This window comes from Nonomuraea sp. NPDC050328 (assembly GCF_044459405.1).
Lineage (GTDB): Bacteria > Actinomycetota > Actinomycetes > Streptosporangiales > Streptosporangiaceae > Nonomuraea.
The window spans coordinates 172,670-190,604 of record NZ_JBITIW010000003.1; the positions used below are offsets into that span (position 1 = coordinate 172,670).

Here is a 17,935-nt window from a genome sequence, read left to right on the forward strand (position 1 = left end):
CAGGTGAACGAACGGCCACGTGCCAGTCTGCGCAGGCTCCTGGAGGACCTGGGCAGTACCGTGCTGGACGTGGCCGTCCCACCGGCCGACCTCGACACCGAGGTCACCGGCGTGCACATCTTCGACCCGCACGACGAGCTCCACCTGCCGCCCGGCACGCTGCTGCTGGCCGTCGGCGTCCGCAGCGCGCAGGAGCTGCTCGACCTGCTGGAGCGCTCCACTGGCGCGGTCGCGCTGGTCGTCAAGCACCCGGTCGCCGACTCCGAGGCGGTACGGCAGGCCGCGGCCGCCACCGGCACCGGCGTGCTCGGCCTGTCGCGGGCCGCCTCCTGGTCGCAGGTCTCGGCGCTGCTGCGCTCCCTGCTGGCCGAGGGCGAACTCGACGACGACCCCCAAGGAGACCTGTTCTCCCTGGCCAACGCGGTCTGCGCGCTGCTGGACGCGCCGGTCACCATCGAGGACCGCTCGGCCCGGGTCCTGGCCTTCTCCGCCCGCCAGGAGGAGGCCGACGCCGGCCGCATCGCCACCGTGCTCGGCCGTCAGGTGCCCGAGATGTACCAGCGCATGCTGGTCGAGCGCGGCCTGTTCAAGGAGCTCTACCAGAGCCGCGGGCCGATCTACATGGAGCTCGAGGGCGACAGCATGAACCGGGTGGCGATAGCCGTACGGTCGGGGGACGAGATCCTGGGCTCGATCTGGGCGGCGGTGCACGAGCCGCTCACCGAGCAGCGCCAGCGCGCCCTCACCGACGCCGCCAAGATCGTCGCCCTGCAGTTGCTGCGCGAGCGCGCCGGGGCGGGCAGCCAGCGCCGGCTCCGCGCCGACCTGCTCTCCACCGTCCTGGAGGGCGGCGCCGAGGCCGCCGAGGCCGCCGGCCGGCTGGGCATCGCCACCGAGCGGTTGTGCGTGCTGGCCGCCCAGCTCGCCGAGCCCGAGACCGACCCGGCCAAGAGCGAGAGCGACCGCCAGCGCTTCTGCGACGCGCTGGCCCTGCACGTCGGCTCCATCCATCCACGGGCCGCCGCCGCGGCGCTCGGGCCGGTCGCCTACGCCGTGCTGCCCACCCACACCGACGAGCGCGCCCTGCAGGTGGCTGAGAGCTTCCTGGCCAGCGTCGGCCCCCGCTACGCGGCCAACGTCGGCGTGGGCCGGGTGGTGGCCAGCCTGCCCGAGGTGGCCCGCTCGCGTGCCGACGCCGACCGGGCCCTGCGCGTCCTGCGCACCAGGGGTACGGCGGGGCAGGCCGCCGGCTACGCCCAGGTGCACGTCGAGGCCCTGCTGCTGCAGGTGGCCGACACCGTGGCCGCCGAGGAGCAGATCCCGACCGGCCCCTACCAGCGGCTGCAGGCCTACGACGCCGAGCACGGCAGCCAGCTCCTGGCCACGCTGCGCGCCTACCTGGACAACTTCGGCGACGTGGCCGCGGCCTCGGCCGAGGTGATGGTCCACGCCAACACCTTCCGCTACCGGCTCAAGCGGCTGTCGGAGATCGGCGGGTTCGACCTGGCCGATCCCGAGGCCCGCTTCGCCCTGATGCTGCAGATGCGCATCTTCCGGCGTTAGCGCTCTTCGGGCATCCGCACGAGCGGGCCCGCGCATTTCGTCACCGGGCACGAAGCCCCGGCGGGGGCCGAGGGACGAATGTGGGGCGCATCACCCCTTGCCCTTCCTGGAGCGCCCCATGAGAAAGACTGCGGCGGCCGCCGCGCTGGCCCTGCTGGCCGCCGGGTGCGGCGGCGGAGCCGGCGAGGCCGGCCCGGCCACGCTCACCATCGCCGTCGGCGCCGACCCCGGCCTGCTCGACCCCGCCACCGCCGTGCTCGGTGCCACCAACTCGGTGCTCTCGCTCGCCTACGAGACCCTGGTGCGCACCTCGCCCGACGGCAAGATCATTCCCGGCCTCGCCGAGAAATGGGAGGTCAAGCCGGACGCGGTCGCCTTCACCCTGCGCCAGGGCGTCAAGTGCTCGGACGGCTCCACGCTCACCCCGGCCGAGGTCGCGGCCAACATCAACTACCTGACCGACCCGGCCAACAAGTCGCCCCTGCTGGGCGTGCTGGCGCCGGTCGGGATGAAGGCGGCCGCCGACGCCGCCACCGTCACCGTCAGCACGCCGGAGCCCTTCAGCTTCATCCTGGAGAGCACCCGGCTGCTGTTCATCGTCTGCGGCAAGGGCCTGCAGGACCGCTCCCTGCTGGCCAAGGCCACCTACGGCACCAGCCCGTACGAGCTGAAGGAGGTCGCCCCCAGCGACCACTACACCTTCGCCAAGCGCCAGGGGTCGGCCGCCGAGCTGCCCGACCAGGTGGTGCTCAAGGTGGTGCCCAACGAGCAGACCGCGGCCAACCTGCTGATGTCCGGCGACGTCAACGCCGCCACCTTCTTCGGCCCCGACCGCCAGCGCGTGCAGGCGGCACCCGGGGTGGACAAGCAGGAGGAGAACGTCAGCAACGGCCAGTACTTCTACCACCAGGGCAAGGACCGGCCGACCAACGACGTGGCGGTCCGCAAGGCGCTCACCCAGGCGCTCGACCTGGCCGAGCTGGGCCGCGTCTCCAGCGGCGGGACCGGCAAGCCGGTGACCGGGCTGGTCCCGGGCGTGCCGCCCTGCATCGGCGACTCGGTGAGCGGCCACGTGCCCGGCCTCGACCCGGCCGCCGCGTCCGCCGGGCTCGACGCCGCCGGCTGGACCGCCGGCGCCGACGGCATCCGCGCCAAGGACGGCAAGAAGCTGAGCCTGCGCCTGCTCTACACCACCACCCGCGGCCCAGGCGTCCAGGCCGCCGCCGAGTACCTGGCCGCCGCCTGGAAGAAGATCGGCGTCGAGGTCAAGCTCAACGGCGTCATCGACACCAAGCTCGCCGAGTCGCTCAACGTCACCCAGGACTGGGACGTGGTCTGGCTGCCGATCGGCGTCACCCTGCCCAGCCAGCTCGTCGGCTTCCTGTCCGGACCCGCCGCGCCCAAGGGCGCCAACTTCGCCCACCTGGCCAACGAGCGCTACACCGAGCTGGTCGCCAAGGCCGCCACCACCCCCGGCGCCGAGGGCTGCAAGCTGTGGCTGGAGGCCGAGTCGGCCCTGATCGCCAACTCCGACCTGGTCCCGGTCTCCACCATCACCGTCCTCAACGCCACCAAGGGCGCCAAGGCCGCCCAGCAGGCCGGGCTCTTCGACCCCTACTCCTTCCGCGTCGAGGGGAGCAACTGAGTGGCGAGCCCCGTGATCGTTCCCCCGGCCGCGCCTAAGGCGGCCCGCGCGACGCGCGGGGCCGCCCGGCGGGCCGGGGGCCGGCGGCTGCTCCGCCACCTGCTGCGGCTGCTCATCTCGCTGGCGGTCCTGCTGGTCGCCTCCTTCGCCATGCTGCACCTCATCCCCGGCGACCCGGTGCGGGCCGCGCTCGGGCCCGCCGCGCCGGTGGAGCTCGTCGAGGCCCGCCGCGCCGCGCTCGGCCTGGACCGGCCCTGGCTGGAGCAGCTGGCCGCCTACGCCGGCAACGCGCTGACCGGCGAGTTCGGGACCTCCTTCATCTCCGGCCAGCCGGTCGGCGAGGTCATCGCCGCCCGCCTGCCCAGCACGCTGACCCTCGCCCTGCTGGCCACCGCCCTGTCCCTCGTGGTCGCGGTCCCGCTCGGCATGTGGGCGGCCATCCGCACCGAGAACGGCCGCAACCGCGGCACCGACACCGCCTTCGGCGCCCTCACCGGCAGCGCGGTGGCCGTGCCGGAGTTCCTGTACTCCATCGGCCTGGTCTCGCTGTTCTCCATCGCCCTCGGCTGGCTGCCGCCGGCCGGCAAGTCGGGCCCGGAGTCCTACATCCTGCCGGTCCTGGCGCTGGCCATCGGCCCCGCCGCGATGATCGCCCGGCTGGCCCGTGCGCAGACCGCGCGCGAGCTGTCGGCCGACTACGTACGGCTGGCGCGGGCCAAACGGCTGCCGGCACTGCGCCTGCACCTGCGGCACGTGCTGCCCAACACGCTGACCGCCACCCTCACCACCGGCGGCCTGCTGCTCACCGCGCTCATCGCCGGCAGCGTGCTGGTCGAGTACGTCTTCGCCTGGCCCGGCCTCGGGGCCCGGATCGTCGAGTCGATCACCCTCAAGGACTACCCGGTGGCGCAGGGCGTGATCCTCGTGTACGGCGTGGCCGTCCTGGTCGTCAACTTCCTGGTCGACTTCCTGATCGCGCTGCTGGACCCGACCTCGACCCTCAAGGAGAGCTGATGCGCAACCGATCCGGGCTCGCCGGCCTGGTGATCGTCGCGGCGCTGGCGGTGCTCGCGGTCGTCGGCCCGCTGGTGTGGGGCGCCGAGGCCGAGCGCATGGACTCCACGGCCATCCTGCAGGGCGCCTCGGCCGCGCATCCGCTCGGCACCGACAACCTCGGCCGCGACATCCTCGCCCGCGTCCTGGTCGCCGGGCAGTTCTCGCTCGCGCTGGCGCTGGCCGCCACGCTGATCGGCGCGGTGGTGGGCACCGTGCTCGGCGCCCTGCCCGCGGTGCTGCCCCGGCGCGGCGCCCGGCTGGTCACCGGCACGGTCAACGCCTTGGTGGCCTTCCCCGGCCTGCTGCTGGCCATGTTCGTCGCGGTGGTCACCGGGCTCGGCGCCAAGGGCGCGGTCCTGGGCATCGGCGCCGCCGTCGCGCCCGGCTTCGCCCGGCTCACCCAGACCCTGGCCGCCTCGGTCGCCGGCGCCGACTACGTCAGCGCCGCCCGCATGCTCGGCGTGCCGCGCCACCGCATCCTGGTCCGGCACGTGCTGCCCAACATCGCCGAGCCGCTCATCCTCAACCTGAGCCAGGCCATGGGCGCCAGCCTGCTGGCGCTGTCGGGCATGTCCTTCCTCGGGCTCGGCGTGCAGCCGCCCGACTTCGACTGGGGCCGGCTGCTCTTCGACGGCTTCCCGCGCATCTACGTCTCCCCGGAGGTGGCCCTCGGGCCGGCGGTCTTCATCGCGCTGGCCGGCATCGGGTTCAACCTGATCGGCGACGCGCTGGTCAAGGCCGCGCGGCGGGCCGCCGTCCTGGCGCCGGAGAAGGTGGCCGCGCCGCCCGCGGCCGAGCAGGAGCGCGACCCGCACGCGGTGCTGGAGGTGCGTGACCTGACGGTCACCTTCCCCGGCGGCGTGACGCCGGTGCGCGGGCTGTCGCTGGCCGTCGCGCCCGGTGAGATCGTCGGCCTGGTCGGCGAGTCCGGCAGCGGCAAGAGCCTGACCGCCGCCGCCATCGGCGGGCTGGTGCCCTACCCGGGCGTGGTCACCTCCGCGCGGCTCGACCTGGACGGCGAACTGGCCATGGTCTTCCAGGAGGCGGCGCTCAACCCCGCGCTCAAGGTGGGCGGGCAGCTCGCCGAGGTGGCCACCGTGCACCAGGGCGCCACCCGCGCCGAGGCGTGGGCCAAGGCGGTGGACCGGCTGGGCCACGTCCGGCTGCCCGACCCGGCCCGCAACGCCCGCCAGCACCCGCACGAGCTGTCGGGCGGCATGCGCCAGCGCGCGGTGATCGCCATGGGCCTGATGGGCCGGCCGCGACTGATCATCGCCGACGAGCCGACCACCGCCCTCGACGTCACCGTGCAACGCCAGATCCTCAAGCTGCTGCGCGAGGTGGTCGAGGAGACCGGCGCCGCGGTGCTGTTCATCTCGCACGACATCGCCGTGGTCGGCGAGCTGTGCGACCGGGTGGTGGTCATGTACGCCGGGCGCGTGGTCGAGCAGCTCCCCGCCGACCAGCTCAAGGCCGCCCGCCACCCCTACACGCGGGCGCTGATCGACTCGCTGCCGGACATGTCGACCGACCGGTCGCGGCCCCTGGCCAGCATCCCCGGCCGCCAGCCCGCCCCCGAGGCGGTCGGCGACGGGTGCGCCTTCGCGCCCCGCTGCCCGCTGGCCACCGCCCGCTGCCAAGCCGAGCGGCCGCCGCTCGTGGACGACGTCGCCTGCTGGGAGGCCTGATGCGCATCGAGAACCTGACCGTCCGCTACGGCGCGTTCACCGCGGTGGACGACGTCACCCTGGAGATCCCGCCGGGCGCCATCGTGGGCCTGGTGGGGGAGTCGGGCTCGGGCAAGTCGACGCTGGCCCGCGCGGTCAGCGGGCTCGTCCCGCACACCGGACGCATCAGCGACGGGCGGCGGGTGCAGATGGTCTTCCAGAACCCCTACGCCTCGCTCGACCCGCGCATGACGATCGGGCAGTCGGTGGCAGAGGCGCTGCTGCGCCTGCCCGCCCGCGAGCGCGGGGCCGAGGTGGAGCGGCTGCTGGACCTGGTCGCCCTGCCCGCCAAGGTGATGGGCAGCTACCCGCGCGAGCTGTCCGGCGGGCAGCGCCAGCGGGTGGCGATCGCCCGCGCGCTCGGCGCCGAGCCCGAGCTCCTGGTCGCCGACGAGATCACCAGCGCCCTGGACGTCTCCGTGCAGGGCGCGGTGCTCAACCTGGTGCGGGAGCTGCGGGCGGAGCTGGGACTGTCGATCCTGTTCATCTCGCACAACCTGGCCGTGGTGCGCTACGTCTGCGACACCATCGCGGTCATGCACGGCGGCCGCGTGGTGGAGGAGGGCCCGGCGGAGCGGCTGACCACCGAGCCCGCTCACGACTACACGCGCGCGCTGCTGGCCGCGGTGCCCCGCCTGACCACGTAGTAGCGCCGGTCGCGGAAGCCGACCACCTCGCCGCCGCCCTCCAGCAGCCCGCCGAGCACCTCGCGCACGGCCAGCCGCCAGGCCCGGGCCGCGGCGAGGTCGGTGCGGCGCAACCTCTCCACGTCCTGCGGCACCGCGACCAGCACGGTCGGGGCCTCGGAGCCGGTGACGCGCCCCTCGGTGTCGAGCAGCACCTCGGCCGGCTCCGCCGAGCAGGCCGGCGGGTCGATCAGCTCCCACACGGTCAGCAACCGGTCGGAGTCGTCGCCCTGGTTGATCGAGTCGCCCATCACCCCGTAGAAGCCCGGCAGGTACTGCACCGGCCGGGCGCCCAGCTTGGCCAGGTTGAAGTGGGCGTTGCGGCACACCAGCGGGTCGTAGGTCCACGAGATGCGCTCCAGGCCCCGCTCCAGCGCCCAGGCCTTCTGGTGCAGCTTGAGCGCGTGACCGACGCCGTGCCCGGCCCTGGCCCCGGTGATGTGCGAGTGCAGCGCCCGCCCCTCGGCCAGGAAGCCGACCGACGCGCCGACGAGCACGTCCCCGTCGAACGCCCCGGCCACGTAACCCCCCGCGTGCGACAGCGCCTTCATGAGGTCGGGGGTCACCGGCCGGTTGTCCTGCTCGAAATGCCAGATGTCATCAAACAGCTCGCAGGCCCGGACAAAGTCCTTGATATCCCGCAACTCACGTACGTTATCCGTCACAGGGCGACGGTATGACAGGGCGCCCCGCCGTCGATTCGTGCCGCTTCACCAAGTGCCCGGCCCCTCTTCGTGTCCCGGCCTAGGACCTCCGGCCTCCGGCCCTGGACAACAGCGACGGCCCCCGGAACGCGTCCGGAGGCCGTACGGCAGGCAGGATCAGAGGGAGATCCACTCGGTGGCGGTCGTGACCTCCTCCAGGATGTCCGGGATCGGCTCCACGCCCAGGCCCGGCCCCTTCGGCACGCTCAGGTGCCCGTGGTCCAGCTCGAACGGCTCGGTGATGTCGGTGGCGTAGTAGCGCCGCGAACCGGAGGTGTCACCCGGCAGCGTGAAGCCGGGCAGCGCCGCCAGCGCCACGTTGGCCGCCCGGCCCAGGCCGGTCTCCAGCATGCCGCCGCACCACACCGCCATGCCGTTGGCCCGGCACAGGTCGTGGATGCGCCGCGCCTCCAGGTAGCCGCCGATCCGGCCCGGCTTGATGTTGATGATCGAGCAGGCGCCCAGCGCGATCGCCGCCGCGGCGTGCTCGGCCGACTCGATCGACTCGTCCAGGCAGATCGGGGTGCGCAACTGCTTGGCGAGCTGGGCGTGCTGGACCATGTCGTCGTTGGCCAGCGGCTGCTCGATCAGCAGCAGCCCGAAGTCGTCCAGCTTGGCGAGCTGGCGGGCGTCCACCAGCGTGTAGGCGGCGTTGGCGTCGACCTGGAGCAGCACCTCGTCGCCGAAGCGCTCGCGCACCGCGCGCACCGGCTCCACGTCCCAGCCCGGCTCGATCTTCAGCTTGATCCGCACGTAGCCCTCGGCCAGGTAGCCGTCCACGGCGTCCAGGAGCTGCGGGACGGTGTCCATGATGCCGACCGAGACGCCGCACGGCACCTCGTCCCTGGCCGCGCCCAGGAACTGCCCGAACGACTCGCCGGCCGCGCGGAGCTGGGCGTCCAGCACCGCGGTCTCCAGCGCCGCCTTGGCCATCCGGTGCCCCTTGATCGGCTCGACCGCCCGGCCGACCGACTGCGCGTCCACGTCCGCCGGCAGCGCCGGGATCAGGAACCGCTTGATCACCTCGGCGGCGCCGTCCACGTACTCGGAGGAGTAGAGCGGCTCCGACATGGCCACGCACTCGCCCCACCCCTCGGCCTCGGGCGTCACCACCCGCACCAGCAGGACGTCCCGGGACGTCTCGGTGCCGAAGGACGTCCGGAACGGCGCCACCAGCGGCATCGCGATCCGCCGCAGCTCAACCCCAGTGATCTTCACGCTCTACTCCAGGTCTCGCACTCTTGATTTTCTGCTTCCCAGGGGCGGGCTTCGCATACCCCCTCTGGACCCTAAGAGGAGCCCATAGCCTCCGGATTCGTGCAACACGACGAAAAAAGATGTTCTTCACGGGATTCTCAGGTTGGTCGGCCACGCTGGAACGGTGCATGACACGGAGACCACCACCACGCCCGGCCGCACCTCCGGCGGGCCCGCGGAGCCGGGAACTCCGCCGCGCCGGCGCCGCAGACGCTGGCTGAGCTGGACCGTCGCGGTACTGCTGGCCCTATGGGCGGTGCTGCGGGTGTTCGGGCTGGAGACCGGGAGCTTCCTGACGCAGCTCATGACGCTCACGCCGTACGCGGTCGCGGCCGGCGGGCTGACGGCGCTGCTGCTGGCCGTACGGCGGTCGTGGAAACAGGCCGCGCTCGCGCTGGCCGCGGCGCTCGCGCTCGCCGCGACCGTCGTCCCGCGCACCGTCGCCGGCGGCGAGGCAGCGGCGGGCGGCCAGGAGCTGCGGGTGCTGGCGATCAACATGTTCGGCCGGGCCGACGCCTCGGCGATCGTCGAGCTGGTGCGCCGCCACCGGCCGCACGTGCTGAGCGCCCTTGAGCTGACTCCGGCCCAGGTCGAGCGCCTGGACGCGGCCGGGCTCGGCACGCTGATGCCGCACCGGGTGCTCGAACCCGAGTTCAGCGCCTCCGGCAGCGGCCTGTACGCCACGCTGCCGCTGACCAAGCTGGACGGGCTGTTCACGCCGATCGGCCACCACATGCCCGCCGCCGCGCTCACCCTGCCGGGCGGCGCGCGCGTCGAGGTGGTCGCCGTGCACCCCAACCCGCCGCTGGGCCGGATGACCGCCGAGTGGAACGCCTCCCTGGATGCGCTGCCGCCGGCCGCCGGCGACGACCGGATCCGGGTGCTGGCCGGGGACTTCAACGCCAGCCTCGACCACCGCGCCTTCCGCGACCTGCTCGGGCGCGGCTACCTGGACGCGGCCGAGCAGGCCGGCAAGGGCCTGGTGCCGACCTGGCCGAACGCGCGGCGGGTGCCGCCGATCATCACCATCGACCACGTGCTGGCCGACCGGCGGGCCTCGGTGGCCGGCGTGGAGATCCTGGACGTGCCCGGCACCGACCACCGCGGCGTCTACGCCGACCTGCGCCTGCCCGCCACCGGCTGACCGCCCGGGAAGAGCGCGGGCCCGCCGGCGGTTTCCCTTCGGTGGAAGGGAGTCCGAGGTGCGGGAGATCGACGCCGTCGTCATCGGCGCCGGGCAGGCGGGCCTGTCCAGCGCCTACCACCTGCGGCGGCTGGGGGTGCCCGCCGTCGTGCTGGACGCGGCCGACGGACCGGGCGGCGCGTGGCGGCACCGCTCGCCCTCGCTCACCATGGACAAGGTGCACGGCGTCTTCGACCTGCCCGGCCTGCGCCGCGAACCGCGGGACGACGGGCTGCTGCCGGCCTCTGTCGTGGTGCCCGGCTACTACGCCGGCTACGAACGCGACACCGGCCTGGAGGTCCTGCGGCCGGTCACCGTCGCCTCGGTCAGCCGCGACGGCGGGCTGCTGGCCGTACGGTCGGACGCGGGGGAGTGGCTCGCCCGCGCGGTGGTCAACGCGACCGGCACCTGGACCCGCCCCTACCGGCCCTACTATCCGGGCGCGCCCGGCTTCGCCGGCCGGCAGCTCCACTACGCCGCCTACCGGGGCCCGGCCGAGTTCGCCGGCCGCCGCGTCGTCGTGGTCGGCGGCGGGGCCTCGGCGATGCACGTGCTGTCGGAGCTGGCCGAGGTCGCCGCCGGCACGCTCTGGGTCACCCGCCGCCCGCCGGTCTGGCGCGGCGACGACTTCGGCGAGGAGGCCCGCCGCGAGGCGGTCGCCCTGGTCGAGGCCCGCGTCCGGGCCGGGCTGCCGCCGCAGAGCGTCGTCAGCGTCACCGGCCTCGGCTCCACTCCCGTCGTGCGCGAGGCGATGGTCCGCGGCGCGCTCGAGCGGCAGCCCATGTTCTCCCGCATCCTGCCGTACGGCGTGGCCTGGCCGGACGGGCGTACGGCGGAGGCGGACGTGATCCTCTGGGCGACCGGCTTCCGCTCGGCGCTCGACCACCTCGCCCCCCTGCGCCTGCGCGAGCCCGGTGGCGGCATCCGGCTGGACGGCACGCAGGTCGTGCGCGAGCCGCGGGTGCAGCTCGTCGGCTACGGCCCCTCGGCCAGCACCGTCGGCGCCAACCGCGCCGGGCGGGAGGCCGCCTCCCGGGTGCGGCGGCTGCTCGCGGCCGAGACGCAGGCCGCCTGATCCCGCCCTCCGGCGGGGCTCAGTGGTGGTGGTAGGCGTGGACGACGGCGTGGCCCTTGCCCTTGCCGATGATCCACTTGTTGATCGGCCAGGTCACCAGGAAGGCGACCAGGAACGCGAACGCCAGCGCGCCCCAGAACAGCCCCGAGGCCAGCCCGGCGTCCATCGCGCCCGGCACGACCAGCATGATGCCGTTGTCGACGATCTCCATGATCATGATCGACACGGTGTCGGCGGCCAGCGCCACCTTGAGCGCCTGGCCGAAGGTCAGGCCCGCCTTCAGGACGCCGCGCATGGTCAGCGCGTAACCGAACACGAACGCCAGGGCCACCGCCAGGATGATCGTGGGCAGGTTGCCCCAGCCCAGGGCGGTGCCGATCACCATGCCGAGCACCTCGCCGATGGCGCAACCGGTCAGGCAGTGCAACGTCGCCGAGGCGGCCGTCTTCCAGGTCGTCGGCGCCGGCCCATGCCCGCCGTGCGCCCCATGTCCTGCGTGCTCACCGTGCCCGGTGTGGGCGGGCTGGTGGTGGGCGGGCTGGTGGTGGGCGTGGTGATCGTGCTCGGCCATGACGACTCGCTCTCAGTTCTACAATCAGGCAAACGTCCGCCAATGTACCCTATACCCCTAGAGGGTGTCGGTCGGGCAGTCGAGACCCAGGCTCGAAGTCCTGGCGTTACCCGCCCAAGCCTGGCGCTAACATCGTCCATCGGACAGAGGGCCGCGAGCCCTGCCGAACGGGCGAAGGAGAAGCGTGACGGTTGGGTTCCTCCGAGCCGTCCTCGCGGCCGTGGCCGCACTCGTGCTGGTGGCGGTGCCCGCCCACGCCGACCCGAAGCCGTCGCTCAAGCAGTTGCGGCGCGAGCTGAAGGACCTGCGCAAGGAGTCCGACAAGCTCATCGCCGACTACTACCAGGCCCGGATCGCCCTGGAGAAGGTCGAGAAGGTCGACAGCGAGGCCCGCGGCCGGCTCGACGAAGCCCAAGGGGTGCTCGACGTCCAGTCCGAGCGGCTGCGCCGGATGGCGGTCGGCCAGTACGTCAACGGCGGCAACGAGCACACCCTCGCGATGCTGTCCGGAGGTGTGGACCCCGAGAGCACCCTGCGCCGCCAGACGCTCACCCAGTACCTGCTGGAGGAGGAGGCCGGCCGGGTGGCCGGGTTCGCCGCCGTGCGCGACCGGCACGCCCGCGCGCTGGCCGAGGCCGAGGAGTCGGCCGAGCGGCTGCGCACCTCGATGAAGGACCTCGACAAGCGCCGCAAGCGGGCCGAGAAGACCATCGAGCGCATCCGCGACAAGATCGACCTCGCGCACGACGCCCCGGGCTTCCGCCGCTCCGACGGCACCTGGGTGCCCGAACTGCCCGGCGGGGCCGATCACATCACCCCGCGCATGCGCCTGGTCAAGGACCTGCTCATCGAGCGGTTCGGGTCGGGCAAGGGCGTCGGCTGCTACCGCTCCTTCAACGACGGCGGCGAGCACCCGCTCGGCCGGGCCTGCGACTTCATGCTCAGCACCGGCGGCGCGATGCCCAGCCCGGCCGAGGTGAAGCGGGGGCATGAGATCTCCGCCTGGGTGGTCAAGAACGCCAAGCGGCTCGGGATCATGTACGTGATCTACCGCCAGCGCATCTGGCACGTCCGCACCGGAAGCTGGCGCTTCATGAGCAACCGGGGCGGGACGACGGCCAACCACTACGACCATCCCCACATCTCGGTCTACTGACCCGGCCGACAGGCCGCTCGGCCGGCTGGCCGCGGCGGCAAGCCGGGTGCAAGGCCGGCAGGCATAATCCAGGCATGCCGTCCTTCACGCCCCTCAGGCCGGAAGACCCCACCCACCTCGGCGGGCACGAACTGCGCGGCCGCCTCGGCGAGGGCGGGCAGGGGGTGGTCTACCTGGGCGACGGCGAGCACGGCCGGTTCGTCGCGATCAAGTGGCTGCGGCCGCACCTGGCGGGGGACCGGGTGGCCGCCGAGCGCTTCGTGCGCGAGGCCTCGCTCGCGCAGCGGGTGGCGCCCTTCTGCACCGCGCGCTGCCTGGCCACCGGCGTCCAGGACGGGCGGCCGTACATCGTCAGCGAGTTCGTGGACGGCTCGACCCTGCACCAGGTGGTGGCCGAGGAGGGGCCGCGCTCGGGGGTGGCGCTGCACCGGCTGGCCATCGGGACCGTGACCGCGCTGGCCGCCATCCACCAGGCGGGGATCGTGCACCGCGACTTCAGCCCGGCCAACGTGCTGCTGGCCGCCGAGGGGCCGCGGGTGATCGACTTCGGGATCGCGCGGGCGCTGGACATGACCTCGATTACCTCCGCGCCGGTCGGGACGCCGTGGTACGTCTCACCCGAGCAGATCATGGGGCACCCGGTGTCGCCGGCGGCGGACCTGTTCGCCTGGGGTGCCACCATGGTCTACGCCGCCCGTGGCCGGCCGCCCTTCGGTGGGGAGTCGGTCCCGGCCGTGATCCACCAGGTACTGCAGGCGCCCCCCGACCTGGCCGGCCTGGACGGGCCGTTGCGTCACCTGGTCGCGGCCTGCCTGTCCAAGGACCCGTCCCGCCGGCCGACCGCCGAACAGGCCATCATGGCCCTCGTCGGCCAGCCGGTCCCCCTCCACGAAGCCGCCTCCGCCGCCACTCCCGACCACCCGCCGCCACCCGGTTCACCGCTCACTCACCCGCAGTCCGCCGCTCACCCGTCACCCGGTACGGCGCCGCAGTCCGATCCCGGTCTCCATGGCGGCCGGCCGTTCGTGCCGGCGCAGCAGGCGTGGCACCACCCCGGCGGGCCGGTTCCCCCGCCACCGACCTGGAGCGGGCACCCTCAGTCGGGCCTCCCTCAGTCGGGCCCGATCCGGCCGGGCTCCTTCGGCTCGGGCTCCCCTCACCCCGGCCCGCCTCACCCGAGTTCGCCGCACCCCAGTCCGGCTCCGCCGTACCAGCGGGTGGGCGGGCGGCGGGGGCCGGTGGTGGCCGGGGTGGCGGCGGCGCTGGCGGTGGTGGTGACCCTGGTGACGGTGATCGTGGTGATGACCGCCAAAGACCCCGTGACCCGCCAGACGGCCGGCCCCGGCCAGAGCCTCGGGCCCGGCCAGAGCCCCGGCCCCGGCCAGACGGCCGAAGGCCAGACCGCCGGGCAGACCCCCGGCCAGACTGCCGGTCAAAGCCCCGGCGCGACCCAGCCCGCGCAGCCGGTCGCCACGGCGGGTCTGTCCCAGGTGAAGCTGCCCGGCACAGGCGTGACCCTGTTCGAGCACCCCTCCGACCCGTCGATCCTGACCGCCTACACGGTCGTCGACCCCGCCACCAAGTCCCCCACCTTCTACCCCCGCCAGTCCCTGACCGGCGCCTTCGCCCCCAAGGCCGGCTACTGGCAGACCCTCCTGTCCCCGGACGGCAAGCACGAGGTGGCCAGGCCCAAGCGCTACACCGACTCCGGCCGCGACAGCGTCGAGCTCACCGACAAGGCCACCGGCGCCACCCGCATGGTGGAGACGGTGAAGTACCCGCTGCTGGCCTACGTCGAGCAGTGGTCGCGCGACAGCACCCGCGTCCTGCTGAACGTCGGCAAGGAGGCCGGCGAGGGCTACCAGTCGACGGGCTTCGCCATCGTCGAGGTGAGCACCGGCCGGGTGAACGTGGTCACCCTGCGCGAGAGCTCGCTGCGCGACGTCGCCTTCGGCTTCGACGACCAGGACCGCGGCGTCGTGGTCATGGGCCGCTCGCCGCAGCAGGCGCTGCGCTTCTTCGACACCTCCGGCCGGCGGGTGCGCCGCGTGCCGAACGTCGGCTCGGCCCCGGCGGGCCTGCTGTTCTCCCCGTCCGGCCGGCAGTTCCAGACCACCTGCCCGGGACTGCTCAACGGCGACCACTGCGTGTACGACACCGCGAGCGGCCAGGAGACGCGGCGCTTCGAGTCGGCGTGCACGGGCGACTCGTGGTGGTTCGACGAGGCGCATCTGTCGTGCTGGATGCAGGATGACGACGGCAGCTCGCAGATCGTGGTGATCGGCTTCACCGGCGCCAAGGTGCGGGTCCTGGCCGAGGTGCCCAAGGCCGACGCCGGCTCGGCGTTCTACTACACCCTCCGCTGAGGGCCGGCGGCGGCGCGGGCCTTAGGCTCGGGGGCGTGAGCAACGTGGACCCGAATCCGCAGGAGCTGCGCTGCGCCGCCGAGGCCGAGCCCGGCCGGCCCGTCGAGCGGCTGTCCGGCCACCAGGTGGCGCTGGGCGGCCCCCGCGCCATGAACGTCACCCGCATCCTGCCCGGCCGGGGCCGCCGCATGATCGGCGCGTGGTGCTTCCTCGACACCTACGGGCCCGAGGTCGCCACGATGCGGGTGCCGCCGCACCCGCACACCGGGCTGCAGACGGTGACCTGGCTGGTGGAGGGGGAGGTGCTGCACCGCGACAGCGTGGGCAGCCTGCGGACGGTACGGCCGGGCCGGCTCAACCTGATGACCGCCGGGCGCGGCATCTCGCACTCGGAGGAGTCGCCGCGGACCACCCTGCACGGCGTGCAACTGTGGGTGGCCCTGCCGGAGGAGCACCGGCACGTCGCCCCGCACTTCGAGCACCACGCCGAGCTGCCCGAACGGGACGGCATCCGGGTGATCATGGGCTCGCTGGCCGGGCTGCGTTCGCCGGCGACCACCTACACGCCGCTGGTGTGCGCCGAGCTGACCGTGGACGGCGAGCTGGAGGTGCCGCTGGATCCGGGCTTCGAGCACGGCGTGCTGTGGCTGAGCGGGGACATGACCACGCTGGACTACCTCGGCCCGGGCCGGGACCGGGTGCGGCTCGACGGACACGGGCGGGTCCTTCTGATCGGCGGGGAGCCGTTCGCGGAGGAGCTGGTCATGTGGTGGAACTTCGTGGGCCGCAGCCACGAGGAGATCCTCGCCTTCCGCAAGGAGTGGAGCGAGGGGAGCGGCTTCGGCGAGGTGGCCGGCTTCGACGGCGATCCGTTGCCGGCGCCGCCGATGCCCACCATCCGCCTCAAGCCCCGCGGCCGCGTCCGCTGACCCGCCGGGCGCAAGCTGCCCTCGGGGACGGCTTGCCCCACCAAGCGTCGACCGGTCAGGACAGCTTGCGCCACCAGAAGTCGACCGTCGGCGCCGAATCCACCACCACGCCCTCGCCGGGCCGCGGCACCACGATCGGCACGTCGCGTCCGGCCGCCTCGCGCCACAGCCGCTCCACCGGCTCGGCCCACGGGTGCAGGGCGAGGGTGAAGGTCGCCCAGTGCACCGGCAGCAGCAGCTCGCCGCCCAGGTCGAGGTGGGCGTTGACCGCCTCCTCCGGGTTCATGTGGATGTCCGGCCAGGCGGGGCTGTAGGCGCCGATCGGCATCAGCGTCAGGTCGAACGGCCCGTGCGCCGAGCCGATGCCCTTGTAGCCGGAGAAGTAGCCGGAGTCACCGGCGTAGAAGACCCGCCGCCGCTGCCCGGCGACCACCCACGAGCCCCACAGCGTGTCGTTGCGCCGCAGCGAGCGCCCGGAGAAGTGCCGCGCGGCGGTCGAGACGAAGCGCAGCCCGGCGACCTGCGCCTCCTCCTCCCAGTCCAGCTCGATGATCCGGTACAGCGGCACGCCCCAGCGCTCCAGGTGCGCGCCGATGCCGAGCGGCACCAGGAAGGGCGCGCTCTGCGTGCGGGTGAGGGACATGACGGTGGCCATGTCCAGGTGGTCGTAGTGGTCGTGCGAGATGACGATCGCGTCCACCTTGGGCAGCGCGGCCAGCTCGACCGGCAGCGCGTGGTGCCGCCTCGGTCCGGCGAGCTGGGAGAAGGAGACGCGCCTGCTCCACACCGGGTCGAACAGCACCCGGCGGCCCTCGATCTCCACCAGCGTGGAGGCGTGGCCGTACCAGACCACCGACAGCCCGTCGGGCGCCGGTTCGGGCAGCGAGGGCACCAGGACGGGCACCATGCCGGAGGGCCGCCGCGTGTCACGGTCGCGGGCCAGCTCGCCCAGCAGGCCGGGCGACGGGACGCCGACGGTGGTCGGCTCCGGCATCGGGTTGTGGAAGGCCCCGTCCTTGAACTGCGGCGAGCGCTGGATCCGCGTCGCCCGGTCCGGCCCCGACTCCAGGGGCCGCACGCCCAGCTCGGCGGGGATGCGCCGCAGCGCCCAGCCCGCCGCCGCCAGCGCCGCTCCGCCCGCGATCACCTTCGCCGCCCGCTTCAAGCCACCAGCCATCTCGCCCCCACAGCCCGGATGTTCCACGATCTATCTGCTCAACCGCCGAGTCCACCATCAGTGTTCCCGGTTCGGTTGATATATCGCGATATGTTTTAGACCTCCTTTGCCCGGCGTCCTAGCCCGGGTGCGGCCACGGGTTGGGGCGGCAGCCGTACAGGGACTTGGTCTGCTGGAGCATCACCGGCGCGCGCCGGCCGCGGCCGGGGCAGGAACGGTGGCCGTGTCCGAGACCGTGCCCGACCTCGTGGCTGATCACGTACTGCCGGTAGGCCGGCAGGCTGCTGTAGTGCGGCACGCCCCGGGCCCAGCGCAGCGCGTTGATGACCGAGCGGCCGTCGCGCCAGCAGGACAGCTCGCCGCCGGTGCGCAGCGGCAGGCACAGCCGGTCGGTCAGCGCGGGGCTGGTCAGCGCGACGCGCAGCCGTACCGGGCCGTGGTCCACGCGCCGGAAGCGGCCCCAGCCGCGAGGGTCGTTCAGCGTGCGGTGCACCTGCTCGGCGAAGGCGGCGGCGGTGAACGGCAGGCCGCGTTCGACCTCCACCAGGTAGCGGGTCACCCTCCCGCCGCCGGTCGGCGGCGCGTCCTGGCCGGGCGCGACGCGGTAGCGGCCCGAGGCGGAGTACGGCACGCGCGCCGGCCGCTCCGGCTCGCCCGCCGAGCGGTTCTCGCCGGGAGGGACGGCGTCGGCCGGACGGGACGCGGCGACCACCGGGTGGTCAGGAGCGGCCGGTCGGCGCTCGGAGGGGGAGGCGGCGCACCCGGCCGCCAGCAGCGCGGCGGGCACCAGCACGGTGGCCGCCAGGACGGCGGGCCAGGACGACGGCACGGCTTCCCCCT

The 17,935-nt window shown here is 73.7% G+C and carries 15 protein-coding genes; 10 read left to right on the forward strand and 5 right to left on the reverse strand.

The features are described from left to right. Positions 1–3: 3 nt before the first annotated feature. The 5 genes from ACIBG7_RS11990 to ACIBG7_RS12010 all read left to right on the forward strand — a co-directional run bounded on the left by ACIBG7_RS11990 (position 4) and on the right by ACIBG7_RS12010 (position 6,638). The gene (locus ACIBG7_RS11990) at positions 4–1,563 is read left to right on the forward strand and encodes a helix-turn-helix domain-containing protein (protein WP_357929557.1); all 1,560 of its coding nucleotides are present in this window, start codon (positions 4–6) and stop codon (positions 1,561–1,563) included. A 118-nt stretch (positions 1,564–1,681) separates the two neighbouring features. Further along, positions 1,682–3,208 (forward strand): ABC transporter substrate-binding protein, encoded by a 1,527-nt coding sequence (locus ACIBG7_RS11995; RefSeq protein WP_357929554.1) that lies wholly within the window; start codon positions 1,682–1,684, stop codon positions 3,206–3,208. Further along, the gene (locus tag ACIBG7_RS12000) at positions 3,209–4,222 is read left to right on the forward strand and encodes an ABC transporter permease (RefSeq protein ID WP_357929551.1); all 1,014 of its coding nucleotides are present in this window, start codon (positions 3,209–3,211) and stop codon (positions 4,220–4,222) included. After that, positions 4,222–5,952 (forward strand): dipeptide/oligopeptide/nickel ABC transporter permease/ATP-binding protein, encoded by a 1,731-nt coding sequence (locus ACIBG7_RS12005; protein ID WP_357929549.1) that lies wholly within the window; start codon positions 4,222–4,224, stop codon positions 5,950–5,952. Before ACIBG7_RS12000 ends, ACIBG7_RS12005 begins: the two co-directional genes overlap by 1 nt. Then, positions 5,952–6,638 (forward strand): ATP-binding cassette domain-containing protein, encoded by a 687-nt coding sequence (locus ACIBG7_RS12010; protein WP_357929546.1) that lies wholly within the window; start codon positions 5,952–5,954, stop codon positions 6,636–6,638. Before ACIBG7_RS12005 ends, ACIBG7_RS12010 begins: the two co-directional genes overlap by 1 nt. Here ACIBG7_RS12010 and ACIBG7_RS12015 read toward each other — a convergent pair. Together ACIBG7_RS12015 and menC are read right to left on the reverse strand one after the other, a co-directional pair. Next, positions 6,593–7,342, reverse strand: coding sequence for a GNAT family N-acetyltransferase (locus ACIBG7_RS12015; RefSeq protein ID WP_397336069.1), 750 nt, complete (start codon positions 7,340–7,342; stop codon positions 6,593–6,595). The two genes, ACIBG7_RS12010 and ACIBG7_RS12015, sit on opposite strands and share 46 nt — an antisense overlap. A 156-nt stretch (positions 7,343–7,498) precedes the next feature. Continuing rightward, positions 7,499–8,599: an o-succinylbenzoate synthase gene (gene menC, locus ACIBG7_RS12020; RefSeq protein WP_357929540.1), complete on the reverse strand. Its 1,101-nt coding sequence runs from the start codon at positions 8,597–8,599 to the stop codon at positions 7,499–7,501. Positions 8,600–8,762: 163 nt separating this feature from the next. On the opposite strand from menC, the gene ACIBG7_RS12025 reads away from it, so the two are divergent. Together ACIBG7_RS12025 and ACIBG7_RS12030 are read left to right on the forward strand one after the other, a co-directional pair. Then, positions 8,763–9,782, forward strand: coding sequence for an endonuclease/exonuclease/phosphatase family protein (locus ACIBG7_RS12025; protein WP_357929537.1), 1,020 nt, complete (start codon positions 8,763–8,765; stop codon positions 9,780–9,782). Positions 9,783–9,840: 58 nt separating this feature from the next. Next, complete coding sequence (locus ACIBG7_RS12030) at positions 9,841–10,896, forward strand: FAD-dependent oxidoreductase (RefSeq protein ID WP_397336070.1); 1,056 nt, start codon at positions 9,841–9,843, stop codon at positions 10,894–10,896. Positions 10,897–10,915: 19 nt separating this feature from the next. Here ACIBG7_RS12030 and ACIBG7_RS12035 read toward each other — a convergent pair whose 3' ends face one another. After that, positions 10,916–11,467, reverse strand: coding sequence for a DUF4396 domain-containing protein (locus tag ACIBG7_RS12035; protein WP_397336071.1), 552 nt, complete (start codon positions 11,465–11,467; stop codon positions 10,916–10,918). Between the two features lie 184 nt (positions 11,468–11,651). On the opposite strand from ACIBG7_RS12035, the gene ACIBG7_RS12040 reads away from it, so the two are divergent. The 3 genes from ACIBG7_RS12040 to ACIBG7_RS12050 all read left to right on the forward strand — a co-directional run bounded on the left by ACIBG7_RS12040 (position 11,652) and on the right by ACIBG7_RS12050 (position 15,918). Continuing rightward, complete coding sequence (locus ACIBG7_RS12040; protein ID WP_357929529.1) at positions 11,652–12,623, forward strand: hypothetical protein; 972 nt, start codon at positions 11,652–11,654, stop codon at positions 12,621–12,623. Positions 12,624–12,697: 74 nt separating this feature from the next. Continuing rightward, positions 12,698–14,989 carry a serine/threonine protein kinase gene (locus tag ACIBG7_RS12045; protein WP_397336072.1) on the forward strand — a complete coding sequence of 764 codons (2,292 nt, stop codon included), beginning with the start codon at positions 12,698–12,700 and terminating at the stop codon, positions 14,987–14,989. Between the two features lie 35 nt (positions 14,990–15,024). Further along, the gene (locus tag ACIBG7_RS12050; protein ID WP_397336073.1) at positions 15,025–15,918 is read left to right on the forward strand and encodes a pirin family protein; all 894 of its coding nucleotides are present in this window, start codon (positions 15,025–15,027) and stop codon (positions 15,916–15,918) included. Positions 15,919–15,973: 55 nt separating this feature from the next. Here the strand turns inward: ACIBG7_RS12050 and ACIBG7_RS12055 are convergent, their stop codons facing one another. Beyond that, positions 15,974–17,095, reverse strand: coding sequence for an MBL fold metallo-hydrolase (locus tag ACIBG7_RS12055; RefSeq protein WP_397336074.1), 1,122 nt, complete (start codon positions 17,093–17,095; stop codon positions 15,974–15,976). Between the two features lie 118 nt (positions 17,096–17,213). Next, a complete protein-coding gene (locus ACIBG7_RS12060; protein ID WP_397336075.1) occupies positions 17,214–17,924 on the reverse strand; it encodes a DUF3152 domain-containing protein in 711 nt (236 codons plus the stop codon). Positions 17,925–17,935 lie beyond the last annotated feature (11 nt).

Bases quoted from the DNA above. Each gene is read 5' to 3' on its own strand.
- ACIBG7_RS11995 (WP_357929554.1), top strand. From the start codon at position 1,682: ATGAGAAAGACTGCGGCGGCCGCCGCGCTGGCCCTGCTGGCCGCCGGG.
- ACIBG7_RS12005 (WP_357929549.1), top strand. From the start codon at position 4,222: ATGCGCAACCGATCCGGGCTCGCCGGCCTGGTGATCGTCGCGGCGCTG.
- ACIBG7_RS12010 (WP_357929546.1), top strand. From the start codon at position 5,952: ATGCGCATCGAGAACCTGACCGTCCGCTACGGCGCGTTCACCGCGGTG.
- ACIBG7_RS12035 (WP_397336071.1), bottom strand. From the start codon at position 11,467: ATGGCCGAGCACGATCACCACGCCCACCACCAGCCCGCCCACCACCAG.
- ACIBG7_RS12045 (WP_397336072.1), top strand. From the start codon at position 12,698: ATGCCGTCCTTCACGCCCCTCAGGCCGGAAGACCCCACCCACCTCGGC.
- ACIBG7_RS12055 (WP_397336074.1), bottom strand. From the start codon at position 17,095: ATGGCTGGTGGCTTGAAGCGGGCGGCGAAGGTGATCGCGGGCGGAGCG.